The sequence below is a fragment of the Corynebacterium sp. HMSC036E10 genome, assembly GCF_001836265.1.
Classification (GTDB): domain Bacteria; phylum Actinomycetota; class Actinomycetes; order Mycobacteriales; family Mycobacteriaceae; genus Corynebacterium; species Corynebacterium coyleae.
The window spans coordinates 1-13,746 of record NZ_KV827978.1 but is presented as its reverse complement, the minus strand read 5'-3'; the positions used below and the strand labels follow the sequence as shown (position 1 = coordinate 13,746).

At 64.8% G+C, this 13,746-nt stretch carries 12 protein-coding genes and 4 tRNA genes; 15 read left to right on the top strand and 1 reads right to left on the bottom strand.

Translation table 11 applies throughout. The features are described from left to right. Positions 1-1,203, bottom strand: coding sequence for a geranylgeranyl reductase family protein (locus tag HMPREF2736_RS06685; protein ID WP_070482129.1), 1,203 nt, complete (start codon positions 1,201-1,203; stop codon positions 1-3). A 104-nt stretch (positions 1,204-1,307) separates the two neighbouring features. On the opposite strand from HMPREF2736_RS06685, the gene HMPREF2736_RS06680 reads away from it, so the two are divergent. The 15 genes from HMPREF2736_RS06680 to HMPREF2736_RS06610 all read left to right on the top strand — a co-directional run bounded on the left by HMPREF2736_RS06680 (position 1,308) and on the right by HMPREF2736_RS06610 (position 13,714). Then, positions 1,308-2,324, top strand: coding sequence for a polyprenyl synthetase family protein (locus HMPREF2736_RS06680; RefSeq protein ID WP_070482131.1), 1,017 nt, complete (start codon positions 1,308-1,310; stop codon positions 2,322-2,324). A 64-nt stretch (positions 2,325-2,388) separates the two neighbouring features. Beyond that, positions 2,389-2,471 (top strand) — tRNA-Tyr (locus HMPREF2736_RS06675). 246 nt (positions 2,472-2,717) lie between these two features. After that, positions 2,718-2,790, top strand: a tRNA-Thr gene (locus tag HMPREF2736_RS06670). 50 nt (positions 2,791-2,840) lie between these two features. Next, a tRNA-Met gene (locus HMPREF2736_RS06665) sits at positions 2,841-2,912 on the top strand. 63 nt (positions 2,913-2,975) lie between these two features. Then, positions 2,976-3,051 (top strand) — tRNA-Trp (locus HMPREF2736_RS06660). Between the two features lie 21 nt (positions 3,052-3,072). Beyond that, positions 3,073-3,390 (top strand): preprotein translocase subunit SecE, encoded by a 318-nt coding sequence (gene secE / locus HMPREF2736_RS06655; RefSeq protein ID WP_070421763.1) that lies wholly within the window; start codon positions 3,073-3,075, stop codon positions 3,388-3,390. Between the two features lie 111 nt (positions 3,391-3,501). Beyond that, complete coding sequence (gene nusG, locus HMPREF2736_RS06650; RefSeq protein ID WP_070421764.1) at positions 3,502-4,389, top strand: transcription termination/antitermination protein NusG; 888 nt, start codon at positions 3,502-3,504, stop codon at positions 4,387-4,389. 170 nt (positions 4,390-4,559) lie between these two features. Next, complete coding sequence (rplK, locus tag HMPREF2736_RS06645) at positions 4,560-4,988, top strand: 50S ribosomal protein L11 (RefSeq protein ID WP_070421765.1); 429 nt, start codon at positions 4,560-4,562, stop codon at positions 4,986-4,988. A 74-nt stretch (positions 4,989-5,062) separates the two neighbouring features. After that, positions 5,063-5,773, top strand: a complete 711-nt coding sequence (gene rplA / locus HMPREF2736_RS06640; protein WP_070452428.1) for a 50S ribosomal protein L1 — start codon at positions 5,063-5,065, stop codon at positions 5,771-5,773. A 102-nt stretch (positions 5,774-5,875) separates the two neighbouring features. Beyond that, positions 5,876-7,468 carry a TIGR03773 family transporter-associated surface protein gene (locus tag HMPREF2736_RS06635; RefSeq protein WP_070829213.1) on the top strand — a complete coding sequence of 531 codons (1,593 nt, stop codon included), beginning with the start codon at positions 5,876-5,878 and terminating at the stop codon, positions 7,466-7,468. Continuing rightward, a complete protein-coding gene (locus tag HMPREF2736_RS06630; protein ID WP_070452422.1) occupies positions 7,465-8,988 on the top strand; it encodes an anchored repeat ABC transporter, substrate-binding protein in 1,524 nt (507 codons plus the stop codon). The genes HMPREF2736_RS06635 and HMPREF2736_RS06630 overlap by 4 nt, the downstream gene beginning before the upstream one ends. Then, entirely contained in the window at positions 8,985-9,824 is an 840-nt protein-coding gene (locus HMPREF2736_RS06625; RefSeq protein WP_070829212.1) for a choice-of-anchor M domain-containing protein, read from the top strand. Before HMPREF2736_RS06630 ends, HMPREF2736_RS06625 begins: the two co-directional genes overlap by 4 nt. After that, complete coding sequence (locus HMPREF2736_RS06620; RefSeq protein WP_070482140.1) at positions 9,821-10,570, top strand: anchored repeat-type ABC transporter ATP-binding subunit; 750 nt, start codon at positions 9,821-9,823, stop codon at positions 10,568-10,570. Before HMPREF2736_RS06625 ends, HMPREF2736_RS06620 begins: the two co-directional genes overlap by 4 nt. Further along, a complete protein-coding gene (locus HMPREF2736_RS06615) occupies positions 10,563-11,423 on the top strand; it encodes an anchored repeat-type ABC transporter permease subunit (protein ID WP_070452416.1) in 861 nt (286 codons plus the stop codon). The genes HMPREF2736_RS06620 and HMPREF2736_RS06615 overlap by 8 nt, the downstream gene beginning before the upstream one ends. Continuing rightward, positions 11,420-13,714: a choice-of-anchor M domain-containing protein gene (locus HMPREF2736_RS06610; protein ID WP_070829211.1), complete on the top strand. Its 2,295-nt coding sequence runs from the start codon at positions 11,420-11,422 to the stop codon at positions 13,712-13,714. Before HMPREF2736_RS06615 ends, HMPREF2736_RS06610 begins: the two co-directional genes overlap by 4 nt. Positions 13,715-13,746: the final 32 nt, after the last annotated feature.

The window sequence follows — 13,746 nt, the reverse complement described above, 5'->3', positions numbered from 1 at the left end:
CTAAGCGACGTCCCAGAGCGGGGCGTTCTTCGGCACCACGCGACCTGCCGCGCGCCACAGTCGTGCGACCAGGTCGCGGTCGTCTTCCTGCACTAGGTTGCCCATCAGGCGCGCCGCTGCAGGCATGAGGTAGCGCCCGCCCAAACCGCGCAGCGCCACCGGGCCAGCCAGCGGTAGGAACTGCGGGTAGGTCAGGAGACGGGCGAGGGTGCGCGCCAGCGTGAACGCGTCGCCGTAGTGGCTGCGCAGCAACGCCGGCCACGCAAGCGTGAGGTCGCCACCCGCGTTGATCAACTCGACCGCCAGCACTGCGGTTTCCAGCCCGTAGTCGATGCCCTCGCCGTTGAGCGGGTTCACGCACGCGGCGGCGTCGCCGATAAGCACCCAGTTCGGGCCCGCAACGTTGGACACCGCTCCGCCCATCGGCAGCAGCGCAGAGGTCACCGCCTGCTCCGGGCCGAGGTTCCACGCCTCGCGCTGCTGTGCGGCATAGTCGGCGAGCAACTTCTTCGTGTTCACCTTCGCCGGGCGCGCATCGGTGGATAAGGCTCCGCAGCCGAGGTTCACGGTGCCGTCGCCAAGCGGGAAGATCCAGCCGTAACCAGGCTGAATCACGCCATCCGCGTCGCGCAGCTCCACGTGCGAATGCATCCACGGCTCGTCCGAAAACGGCGATTCGCAATACGAGCGTGCCGCAATCCCGAATACCTCCCCTTTGTGCCACTCGCGTCCCAGTTTCTTGCCAAAGGGGGAGCGCACGCCGTCGGCAACCACGACCCACTTCGCGCGTACCGAGCCCTGATCCGTCTTCACAGCACTGATCGCGCCGCCGGAAAACTCCACACCCGTCGCGGCGCAGTTCTGGCGGATGGTGGCGCCGGCGGTGCGGGCTTCGTCGACAAGCATTGCGTCAAACACCGTCCGAGGAGCCGCAGAGCCTTCACCGCGCGGCCAAGGCGCCTCGACGTCGCCGCCGTAGCCGTGCAACTTCAACCCCTTGTTGCGATACGCGGGTACCTCCAGATTGAGTGCCTCGAGCGTCTCCACCGCACGCGGGGTCAACCCATCGCCGCAAGTTTTGTCGCGGCCGGGACCCTGGACGTCGAGAAGCAAAGTCTGCAAACCCGAACGCTGCGCCGCAATCGCCGCCGCCGAACCAGCCGGTCCAGCACCCACAACCACAAGGTCGAAATACTCAGTCACGCAACTGATTGTGCCAGCGCCACCCACTGCTACAGAACCAAGGGCAAGTGGGCTACGGTAGGTGCGTTATCCATGTGCCCCTCCAACCTGCAAGGACGTTATCGATGACGTACGGCACCACCCCGTCACCCCGCCACGGATTCAAGATTGACCTTGGCGACGACGCACTCAACACCCGGCTCAACACCGGGCTAGAAGCGGTGGAGGACCTCCTCATGGCCGAACTTTCACGCGGCGAAAAGTTCCTCACCGACAAAGTCACCCACCTCGCCGCAGCCGGCGGCAAACGCTTCCGCCCCATGATGGCGCTGCTGTGCGCCGAGTTTGGCCCCAACCCGCGCGCCCAAAACGTAATCAACGGCGCCACCGTCACCGAAATGGTGCACCTGGCCACGCTGTATCACGACGACGTCATGGACGAAGCTGAACGCCGCCGCGGCGTTGAGTCCGCCAACGCGCGCTGGAGCAACACCGTCGCCATCCTTGCAGGCGACATCCTGTTTGCCCACGCCTCACGCCTGATGGGCCGAATGGACCTGGCCACCGTCGAGCACTTCGCCGACACCTTCGAGGAACTGGTCACCGGCCAGATGCGCGAAACCGTCGGCGCACAAGGCACCAACCCGGTTGAGCACTACCTGAAGGTCATCGACGAGAAAACCGGCGTGCTCATCGCGTCCGCCGCCTACCTGGGCGCGCGGCACTCCGGCGCGTCCGACGAGGTGGTCCAGCGTTGCGCGCGCATCGGCGACGCCGTGGGCATGGTGTTCCAGATCGTCGACGACATCATTGACATTTTCTCCGACCCCGAACAATCCGGAAAGACCCCAGGCACCGACCTGCGCGAAGGCGTATTCACCCTGCCAGTGCTCTACGCGCTCGAAGAGGACTCCGAGGCCGGCGAAGCCCTTCGAGGGCTCCTCACGGGCCCGCTTACCGACGACGCCGACGTCACCCGCGCCCTCGACCTCCTGGGCCAGACACGCGGCCGTGAACGCGCCCTCGAGACCGCTCGCAGATACCTGGACACCGTCGAGCGCGAACTCGACGAGTTGCCCGACATTCCCGCCCGCGAAGCGCTGCGCACCATGACACGTCTCACCGTCGAACGCGTAGGATAACCAGGCGATTTGCCTACATTGCGGTGGCGTGATGTAAGGTAATCCCCGCACTTCAAACGTGCACGCCAGGTTGCCCGAGCGGCCAAAGGGAGCGGACTGTAAATCCGCCGGCATTCGCCTTCAGAAGTTCGAATCTTCTACCTGGCACAGGCACACCCCGCCGATCCCCATCACGGATCGGCGGGGTTTTTCGCTGTGCGGTGCTGTGGTTCTGCGGCTGCAGGGCGGTAGGGAGTGATGGCCTATGGCGTAGGTTATGGAGCGGTTTATGTCGTCGATAAGCATGTGCAAAAACATGGGCTGTACTGGCGATTTGTGTTTATAAACGATATCGGGTTAATCTTCTCAAGGCTTCAACGGAGCGGGTCGCAAGATCCACAACAAAGAGGCTGTGCCCCCTTAGCTCAGTCGGCAGAGCGTTTCCATGGTAAGGAAAAGGTCGACAGTTCGATTCTGTCAGGGGGCTCTGTTGTTTGCTGGGGTCCTTGCACTTCGTGCGAGCGTCAGTGAACACATGGCGGTGTAGCTCAGTGGTAGAGCAAGCGACTCATAATCGCTGTGTCGAGAGTTCAATTCTCTCCATCGCTACTCACCTCAAACGGACGCCACAAGCGCCCGTGGTAGGGTTAGGCGCACCGAATAAGGTGCCCTAGGGGCGTGGCGCAATTGGTAGCGCAACGGTCTCCAAAACCGTAGGTTGCAGGTTCGAGTCCTGTCGCCCCTGCCAAAACAACCTGGAGGAGTTTTCGTGACTAACCCCAACGGTCAGAATGCCGCACAGCCAACCGGCAAGCGCCAACTGCGAGGGGTCTCGCCCGTGTCCTCCGACGGGTACGAAGCAAAGCGTACCCCCGTCAATGCCGACGAGGCCGAGGAAAAGACCACCAGCATCGCAACCTTCCCGGGCGAAGTCGTCTCCGAGATGAGCAAGGTCATCTGGCCGACCGGCAAGCAGATGCTGAACTACACGCTGATCACATTCGCGTTCCTCATTGTGCTCACCATCCTTGTCTGGGGTACCGACACCCTGGCTTCCATGGGGATTCGTTGGATTCTCATCCGATAAGTACAATTTCACGCGTAACGTTTCCCGCCTCCTCGAACACCGAGGGAAGGCGGGATACTTTTTGCCCCGGTAACCTTGGGGCACACCCGCGAACATACGAGGAGAACAACCATGACTGAGGTAAACGAGGACGTCAACGGCGCGATCGAAAACAACGAGCAGGAAATGATCGACGAAGGCGCGCCCGTCGACCCCTCCACCGACCCGGTCATCCACGGCGACTCCGACCCGGCCGGCACCAACGAGCAGGATGACAACGCCGAGGCGACCGAGGGCGCGGAAGCGCCGGAGGCAGAGGGCGCTGAGGCCGCGGAGGGCGTTGAGGCCCAGGACGCTGAGGCTACGTCCGACTTCGACGCTGAATACCGCAAGCGCCTGCGCGAGTACACCCGCGAACTGAAGAAGCAGCCGGGCGAGTGGTACATCATCCAGTCCTACTCCGGCTACGAAAACAAGGTGAAGACCAACCTGGAGATGCGTAGCCAGACCCTCGAGGTCGAAGACTCCATCTACGAGGTCGTCGTGCCTGTCGAGCAGGCGCTGGAGAAGAACAAGGACGGCAAGAACAAGCTGGTCAAGCGCAAGCTCCTTCCGGGCTACGTCCTCGTGCGCATGGACATGAACGACGCCGCATGGTCCGTGGTGCGTGAAACCCCGGGCGTGACCTCGTTCGTCGGTAATGAGGGCAATGCCACCCCGGTGAAGCACCGCGACGTCGCCAAGTTCCTGCTGCCGAAGTCCGCCGCGGCCGGCGCGAAGCCGCAGGTCGACGCCGAGGGCGACACCGTTGTGCCGTCGGCGGAGGAGGCGCCGAACAAGGTCACCCACGACTACAAGGTCGGCGAGGCCGTCACCATCCTCTCCGGTGCACTGGCGTCCGTGTCCGCCACCATCAACGCCATCGACCCGGAGACCGGCAAGATCGAGGCGCTCGTGTCCATCTTCGGCCGCGAGACCCCAGTCGAGCTCACCGCCGATCAGATCGAACGCATCATGTAAGCGCATTTTGCTTATCGACGACGCCCTGGCGTAACCTATCTCGTCGCGTGTGTTTTGCGCACACGCGACGTTTTCGTTTTCTCATCCCCGGTGGCTGGGAAAAACCCGGCATCCGGAAGCCTTACCGCTGTTCATCGCGGTGGCGAGGCTGTAACTAGGAGGTAATTGCGATGGCTAAGAAGAAGGTCACTGGCCTGATCAAGCTTCAGATCGAAGCTGGTATGGCAAACCCGGCCCCGCCGGTCGGTCCGGCACTTGGTGCACACGGTGTCAACATCGTTGAGTTCACCAAGGCATACAACGCTGCGACCGAATCCATGCGCGGCAACATTGTCCCGGTGGAGATCACGGTCTACGAAGACCGCTCCTTCGACTTCATCCTGAAGTCCCCGCCGGCTGCATCCCTGCTGCTGAAGGCTGCAGGCCTGCAGAAGGGCTCCGGCGTTCCGCACACTGACAAGGTTGGCAAGGTCACCTGGGAGCAGTGCAAGGAAATCGCCGAGACCAAGAAGAACGACCTCAACGCCCGCGACATCGAGGCTGGCGCCGCGATCATCGCTGGTACCGCACGTTCGATGGGTATTGACGTCGAGAAGTAAAGCGCACCTCGTCGCTTTACGTGGAAGGGCCTTCAGCCAGGCCCGCCAACCACAACTCCTGAAAGGAATCAAACATGGCTAAGAAGTCCAAGCGCTACATTGAGCAGCTCGCCAAGGTGGACCGCGACGCGTTCTACCACCCGCTGGATGCGGTGACCCTGGCAAAGGAGACCGCTTCCGACAAGTACGACGCAACCATCGACGTTGCGATGCGTCTGTCCGTCGACCCGCGCAAGGCCGACCAGCTGGTCCGCGGCACCGTCAACCTGCCGCACGGCACCGGTAAGACCGTCCGCGTCGCAGTCTTCGCTGAGGGCGAGAACGCCACCAAGGCGAAGGAAGCAGGCGCTGACATCGTCGGCACCGACGAGCTCATCGAGCAGATCAACGCTGGCCAGCTCGACTTCGACGTGGCTATCGCTACGCCGGACCAGATGGCTAAGGTCGGCCGCGTCGCCCGCGTGCTCGGCCCGCGTGGTCTGATGCCGAACCCGAAGACCGGTACGGTCACCCCGGACGTCGCTAAGGCGATCCAGGACTCCAAGGGCGGCAAGATTGCCTTCCGCGTGGACAAGGCATCGAACCTGCACGCAATCATCGGTAAGGCTTCCTTCACCCCGGAGCAGCTCGCTGAGAACTACGGCGCACTTCTCGACGAGGTCGTTCGCCTCAAGCCGTCTTCCGCCAAGGGTGTCTACCTGAAGAAGATCACCGTGTCCGCAACCCAGGGCCCGGGCGTTCCGGTTGATACCTCTGTGGAGAAGGACTACGCCAAGAAGGCATAGTCTTCCCGCAACGATTTCGCGCCTCGGTGGTTCACCGGGGCGCTTTTTCGTGTCTGGGGGTAGTGCTTTGTCGCAACGCTTAATGGAAGTAGTATTCGTTAAGTGTTGAAAACGGTTACCAATAGTCTTGTGGTTGTTTGCCTCGCCGCCTTGCTCACCCTGTTGACGTGTGGCGTGGCACTGGCGGATCCCGCCCGTTTTGATCGGGGCCACATCGATGTCTTCAACGTCACCGCCGACGGTGGCAGCCTGACTTTGGACCTGCAGGAGGACGTCACCGGCTCCCACGTGCGCCGCGCACCCGAGGATGTCGATTTGGTTGTCGGCGAGGCGGCCTACACCGACGAAACCGCCAACGTCCCAGAGATCGGCGAGCCCGGCTACCTGCTGCCACAGACCCAACGCGCCGACCTGCTGTGGCCCGGGTGGGACACCCAGGGCGTGCGCGAAGGTGGCTTCGGTCGCGTCGACATCGAGTTCCGCGAGGTCTCCGGGCCAGGATCCGTCTACCTGTTCCAGACAGGAAGCTTCGGCTCCTTCCAACCCGTGCTTGATAGCGACCAGCCGCAGCTCTCCTCAGGATCCCGCATTGTTCAGGACGACCCGTCCCACGTCCACGCGAACTGGCTGTTCACCCAGCCGGGGGTGTACACCATGAAGGTTGTGGCAACCGCGGACGGCGCAGAGTCCAACGAGGCGGTGTACACGTGGCACGTCGGCGACGCGAGCGCCGAGACCGGTACAGACCGCGCCAGCGCCGAAACCAAGGCCGACACGAGCACCGGCACGTCCCACAACGACGCAACCAACAGCGCAGACTCGGTTTCGAAGTCTGTTGCTTCCAAGCCGGCAGCCCAGAAATCTGCGCCCGCAGCCCCAGCAGCACCTGCGGCCAAGCCGGCGCCCGCCACCACCTCAGCAGCGGCGAAGAAATGCACACCCGCGTTGCGCCCGATGATCAAGGACGACCGCAACGTGCCCGCCACCTGGAAGCGTCCGGAAGACCTTGTGTTCGGGCTTGGCAACGCGGCGGAGGCGGACCTGCCCCAGGCGGTCGGCCCAGTGCCTGCCGGCAAAGCGTGGATGATTGGTGCGACACAGCAGGACAACGTGCCGTGGCTGGGTGCGAACACGCAGCACGAGTCGCTCATTGAACACACCACCGGCGAGGTCACCTGGGAAGTAACAAACTTCAACGGCCCCGGCCCAATGACCGTGTTCACCCAGGGCGGCCTGGGGCAAGTGGTGGGCGAGGAGTGGTTCACCGCAGAGAATGGTCGCGGCTCCGGCAGCCACACGATCCCGGCGAACTCGCACGTGCACCCCAATTGGGTGTTCGGTGCACCCGGCACGTACAAGGTGACCATCCGTCAGACCGCCACCACAAAAGGCGGGGAGAAGGTCTCCGGCGAGGCCACGCTGACGTTCAATGTCGGCGAGACCGGCAACGCCGATAGCGGCCACTTCGATTTTGGCTCCATGTTTGACCCAGAAGGCAGCTGCAGCGCCGGAGCTGCAACGGCACAAGGCAGCGACGCCGCACGCTCAGGTGACCTCGCAGAGACCGGCACCACAGTGATGACCGTGCCGTTCGCCATCCTGGGCCTCGGCGTCGCGGTGTTCGGCGCGGCGATGTGCACGTTGGACACTGCCTTGCGACGCCGCCTGATCGCCCTCGCAGGAGCCTCGAAGTGAAGCGCGCCAAAGCTATAGCGGCCCTCGGGTTGGTTGCGGGTCTGGTGGGCTGCGCGCAGGCGGACGGTGCGGTGGATGATGGCCGGCTGCGTGTGGTGGCGTCGACAAGCATTCTCGCGGATGTCGTGCAGAATGTCGCCGGCGATGCCGCTGACGTCACCCCGTTGATGCGTCGCGGCGCCGACCCGCACTCGTATGAGCCGACCCTGCACGCCACGCGCGACATCGCCTATGCGGACGCCGTGTTCACCAACGGGCTGTTGCTGGAGCCGCAAGCATTGAGCCGCACGATCGAGTCGACGGCGCGACCCGACGCGCGTGTGGTGGCGCTCGCCGAGCAGACGCAGCGCTACGGCTACGCCCCGATCCCGCTGGTCGAGGACGCGAGCTTGGACACCGTGTGGCTGGGCCTGCGGTTCGAGGGCGACCTGCCCGCCACCGCGGTCACCGAGCTTTCGCTTGTCGACGCCACCGGCCCCGGCAAAGCTTTCGCCTTCATCCTCGGCACGTTTGGCACACCTGAGTTGCTCTTCGACTCCGACGGCGGCTCGACCATGCTGCCGGCGGGTGCGCACACGCACGTGAGTTGGGCCTTTTCAGCGCCGGGTGTGTACGAGTTGCGGCTGCGCGCGTCGGTGCGCGACGCGGTCGATGCGCCGGAGCGCAGCTCCGCCGAGCAAACCGTGACGGTGGTTGTCGGCCAGGACCCGGCACAGGTCGCGCCTGGGAAGGTGGCGATCGAGCATGGTCACGTGGACATCGCCACGCTTGTCGACGACACCACCACCCACCTGACCCTTCGCACCGACGACCACAGCCACCCCGGCCACACCGACATCAACCCCGCCGACGCCGTCGTTGTCGTGCCCACAACTACCCTGCAGCCGATCCCGCCACAGCGCGAGTTCCGCTTCCTCGGCAACCCGGACGACGAGACCTACCTGCTGCCGCAGGCGGTACTCGGCCGTCACGTGCACGGCGAGCTAGACCCGCACATCTGGCACGACCCGGCCGCGATGAAAGCGGTGGTTGACGTGGTGCGCGACGAACTGTCCGCCATCGACCCGTCACGCGCCAGCCAGTTCGCGGACAACGCAAAGCGCTACCAGTCGCTTCTCGACGACACCGACCGCACCGTCCGCGCCATGTACGACTCCATCCCCGAAACCAACCGCAACCTGGTCACCACCCACCACGGCTACGCCTACCTCGGCCGCGCCTACGGGCTGCGCATCGCAGGCTTTGTCACCCCGAACCCGAGCGTGGAGCCAAGCCCCCGCGACCTGCTGGCACTCTCGCGCACCTTGGACAACCTCGACGTGCCGGCCGTGTTCGTCGAGTACGGCAGCGAACAAGAAACGCCTGTGCTCACCCAAACGGCCGCCCAGCACGGGGTGAACGTGTGCCCGATCTGGGGCGACTCTCTCGACCCGCCCGGTCAGGGGCCGGCGCAAACGTATGTGGACTTTGTGCTGGCCAATGGGTCGTCGATTAGTAACTGCTTGAAAGGACAACAATGAAAAAGATTCCAGCCCTCATCACCGCCGCCATGATCGCGGCCGCACCCGCAGCAACCGCCCAGGTACAGGACAACAACCCCGCCCTGCAACAAGTCGTTGACGCCAACGAAACGATCGCGCCGGAAGGCGAACGCACCGTCATCGACGCAGGCCACGTTGACCTCGGCCCCATGTTCGTGGACGGCAACCTGCAATTCCTCGCCCGCGACGACACCCACGAACCCGCCATGTGGCGCCACCTCAACGACGTCGTCTTCGCCGTCGGCGACGCCGCCAAGCAAACCCTGCCCGACACCAACGACTTCGACTTCACCGGCGCCAAACCAGGCTCCGACGTATGGGTCGTGCCCCAAACCGAAGTCGCAGGCGTGCCATGGCTGGGCTGGAACTCCCAAGCCCCCTCGCTGCTCGAGCGCTCCACGTCCGGCATGAGCCTCGAATTCGCCGGCCACGACGGCCCTGGCGACTTCTCCCTCTTCGTCCAACCCGGCGGCTTCCACGAACCGCAGCAACTGTGGAACTCCCGCACCGAAGGCGACCAGTCCATGTGGGTCGAACCCAACACCCACACCCACGCCAACTGGGTGTTCACCGAGCCGGGCGTGCACCTGATCAAGGTGCGCGCGAAGGTGGAGGACACTGACGGCCAGGTGCACACCGACGAGCAGATGCTGCGCCTTGCGGTCGGCGTTGACCCGCAGGAGGCGTTCGACGCAGAGTTTGCGGGCGCCGGGGAGGGGGCGTCGTCGTCAAGCAATGTGCTCCTGTTCGCAGGCTTGGGTGTGCTCGTCCTGGCGTTGGTGGCGTTCGCGGTGGTGTGGGGGCGTCGTAAGTGATCACAATCCGCGACCTTGCCGTGTCCTACCCGGGACGTGAAGTGTTTCAGGGCGTGGACGTCACGCTCAACGGCGGCGAATTCACCGGCCTGCTCGGGCCGAACGGCGCAGGCAAAACGACGCTGATGCGTGCGATGCTCGGGCTCGTACCCGCCGACGCAGGCACCGTCGAGACGACCGACTCGCGTCCGATCCGCGACGTCGTCGGCTACGTGCCTCAACGCCACAACGTCGCGTGGGATTTCCCAATCGACGTCTACACCGCCACCCTCAACGCCACGCTTGGGAAGCGCCCCTGGTACCGCCGCGCTGGCGAACGCGACCGCATGTGGGCGCAGCGTGCGCTTGAGATGGTGAACCTTGCAGACCTCGCCGACCGCCCCATCAGCGACCTGTCCGGCGGCCAGCGCCAACGCGTGCTCATCGCGCGTGCTTTGGTGCGCCGTCCGCGCATGCTGCTTCTCGACGAACCCTTCACCGGCCTCGACATCCCCACCACGGAACATTTGCTCGGGCTGTTTCGTGAGCTCGTCGATAAGGGCCTGGGCGTTGTGATGTCCACCCACAACATCGTCGAGGCCGTCGAATCCTGCGACCGTCTCATCCTGTTCAAAGGCGGCATCGTGGCGGATAGCCCGACGCGCCTGCTTAACGACGACACCCCCTGGATGCACACCTTCTCCGTCGGCCCCGACTCACCGTGGCTACGAGGCGTGCGCGCACACCTGGAGGCCGCCCATGCCTGAGATTTCCTTCCTGCAATTCCTCGCCGACATGGCGAACCCACAACTGGCCTTTCTGCCACGTGCGCTGGGCGCCGCCGTGATCGCTGCGGTGCTCTGCGCGGTGGTCGGGTGCTTCGTGGTGCTGCGCGGCATGGCGTTCATCGGCGACGCCGTTGCGCACGCGGTGTTTCCCGGCATCGCCGTCGCCTTCGCCTTGCAGACCTCGGTGCTGCTCGGCGGCGCGGTGGCGGGGGCGTTGGTGGCGGTGCTGATCGCGGTGATGTCGCAACGCCGCACCATTAAAGAAGACTCCGTGATCGGCATCGTGTTTACCGCCGCGTTTGCCATCGGCCTGGTGATCATCTCGCGGGTCGAGGGCTACACCGCCTCCGTGAGCTCGTTCCTGTTCGGCTCGCTCACCGGCGTTGGCGTGCGCGAACTGGTGGTCAACGCGGTCGCTGGCGCCATCATCGTCGCCATTGTGGTTGTCCTGCGCCCGTGGCTGACCGCCGTCGCTTTGGACCGCGAAACTGCCCGCGCCATGAACCTGCCCGTCGCCGCGTTGGACCTCGCGCTGTATCTCAGCGTGACGTTCGCCGTTGTGCTCGCCGTACAGACCGTGGGCAACATCCTGGTCGTCGCACTGCTGATCACCCCGGCTGCCGCCGCGCGCCTGTTCACCGACCGGCTCGACACGATGATGCTCATCGCCGCCGCATTCGGCGTGGTTGGCAGCGTCCTGGGCGTGTGGCTGGCGTGGGCCTACGATTCCCCAACCGGGGCGACGATCGTCCTTTCCGTCACCGCCCTGTTCGCACTGAGCTGGCTGTTCGCGCCGCGCCGCGGAGTGTTCGCGAAGGTGGTGCGGGCATGAAATTGAACCGGCTGGTGACGCTGGTCGTCGCTACGCTTGCGTTTGCTGTGGCACCACTGGCGCAGGCGAGCAGCGAGCACAAACCCGGCGACCCCGGCCACAGCGTGACCCTCGACGCGGACGTCGACCACCCGTGCGCCGGCCGCAAACTGCTCTACCACTCCCACAACGACGCCCTCTACGGCACGCGCTCCGGCGGCAAGCTAGCGGTGATGGCGGTCGACGGCCAACAGGTCACCTCCCAGGACTCCGTGTGCTTCCGCCTCGCCCCAGACGCGGACGCCGACGGCAACGACCTGTCCAAACTCACCATCCCCGACGACGGCACCCTCGACTTCCTCGGCCCCCGCGGCAGCGAAGTCTGGGCAGCGCCGCAAAGCGTGGACTGGACCGACAACTGGCGCCCCATCTGGTCGGGCCTCGGCGCGTTCGACCCCGCCCACGAACTCGACCCCACGTCGATCCCCACCAACTTCAAAGACGACGTCATGCACTTCGACCTCGTCGACATGGATGCGCCCGGCGACATCAACGTCATGTTCACCAGCCGCGTCTACGAACCGGAGCGACTGTTCGACTCCTCCAACCCAGACATGCGCACCATCACCTACGAAGTCGGCGGCCACGGCCACTTCACCTGGACGTTTTCCAAACCAGGCATCTACGCGCTGACGTGGCAAGGCCGAGCCGAGCGTACCGACGGCACCACCGAACGCTCCGAACCCATCACCCAATACTGGCTTGTCGGCGACGACGCCACCGTCGGCCTGCCCGAAGGCACCACCACGGGGCTGCGCACCCCAAAGTCGGCATCCACACCCACTGACGCGCAACCGACCACGTCGGCGACCACCACGGCGACCACCACGGCACCGACCTCACCAAAGGCCTCCACGTCGGCGCAGCCAACCACCGCGCCAACTCTTGCGCCGACACCGACCTCGCCAAAGGCCTCCACGTCGTCTAGCACGTCGGCGCAGCCAACCAGCACGCAGCCCAAGCCGGCACCAGGCACCTCCACGCCCAACGCCGCAGCGAAGGAGCGCGCGCTAATCAAGGCGGGTCATATGGATATGGCCTTGGTGGGGGAGGGGTCGTCGTTAAGCACAGTGCTCATCGATGATTCCGACCCCCTCCACCCGGCGCACCGACCCTCCGGCAGCTTCATCTTCGCCGTGCCCGACAGTGCGCGCACCGACCTGCCCGATAGCGTGCGCGACAGCTTCCCTGGCAGCCCAGCGCAGATGTGGATACTGCCGCAAGCACAGGACAAGAACCTGCCATGGCTGGGCTTTTCCACCACGGGAGTGCCCGCGAGCGCGATTGAGGAAGGCAGCCGGATCACGGTAAGCATGCGCGACGTCACCGGCCCGGGCCGCCTGATGACATGGCACGAGGATCTGCGAGGCCTGCGCATCGAACTAGACTCGGGCGACCCGTCCAAAACGCTCCAATACCCGGTTAACGCTCACGACCACCAAGGCTTTGGGTTCACCGAGCCGGGCATCTACACGGCGACGTTCGTGTATTCCGGCACCACGCGTGACGGTGAGGCGTTTGAGAAGGAACTCGTCGCAACGTTTGCAGTTGGCGACGACGCCATCACCAACGCCCCAACCAATCCCGATGACACCGATAGCGCAGGCAGCACGGGCAACGCGGGCAAAAGCCTGAACGTCCCACAGGCGTTGGCGGCGGGTCTGCGGCAGGTGGAGAAGGAGATCAAGAAGTTTGGCGACGCCATCGCGCCAGCCGCAAAACCGTCCACGAAGCCGTCTGCGCAGGCAACCACACAGCGGGCGACACGGCCGACGACACGGCCGAGCAACCAGGCAACTTCGCGCCCCTCGCGCACCGCTGCACCTGCGGCCCCGGCAACCACTGCCCAGTCGGCCCAGTCGGCCCAGTCGGCTCGATCGGTGAGTACTGCGCGTGCTGCACAGGCTGCACCTCGCAGTCAGGCGGCGGCTCAATCCTCGGCGAAGCAGTCTCCGACGAGGCGTGCGCAGGCAAGCCGTGCAGCGTCATCGCAACTATCGACGAGCACTAGCGCCCCCGCCACAACCTCCGCCCCTTCGCCGGAGCCCTCACCTGAGTCTGCGTCCGATGCTTCGGGCAGCGGGATTCATGCAGCGCAGCCCGTCGAAGGCACGAGCAACTCCGCGACGGCGGGCGGCTTCTGGGCTGGCCTCGCGATTGGTGTTGGCATCATGGCGCTCATCGGCGGCGCAGTACTGTTTGTTGCCGCGCTGAAATTGCTCCGTCGCGCTGAGCGGCACGACGAGCACTAGCCGAAGAGTTGGTCCATTGCCCCGCGGTTGGT

What these genes read in the sequence shown, in the direction of transcription:
- HMPREF2736_RS06680 (WP_070482131.1), top strand. Translation starts at nt 1,308, where the DNA reads ATGACGTACGGCACCACCCCGTCACCCCGCCACGGATTCAAGATTGAC.
- HMPREF2736_RS06625 (WP_070829212.1), top strand. Translation starts at nt 8,985, where the DNA reads ATGAAAAAGATTCCAGCCCTCATCACCGCCGCCATGATCGCGGCCGCA.
- nusG (WP_070421764.1), top strand. Translation starts at nt 3,502, where the DNA reads ATGACTGAGGTAAACGAGGACGTCAACGGCGCGATCGAAAACAACGAG.
- rplA (WP_070452428.1), top strand. Translation starts at nt 5,063, where the DNA reads ATGGCTAAGAAGTCCAAGCGCTACATTGAGCAGCTCGCCAAGGTGGAC.
- HMPREF2736_RS06610 (WP_070829211.1), top strand. Translation starts at nt 11,420, where the DNA reads ATGAAATTGAACCGGCTGGTGACGCTGGTCGTCGCTACGCTTGCGTTT.
- HMPREF2736_RS06615 (WP_070452416.1), top strand. Translation starts at nt 10,563, where the DNA reads ATGCCTGAGATTTCCTTCCTGCAATTCCTCGCCGACATGGCGAACCCA.
- rplK (WP_070421765.1), top strand. Translation starts at nt 4,560, where the DNA reads ATGGCTAAGAAGAAGGTCACTGGCCTGATCAAGCTTCAGATCGAAGCT.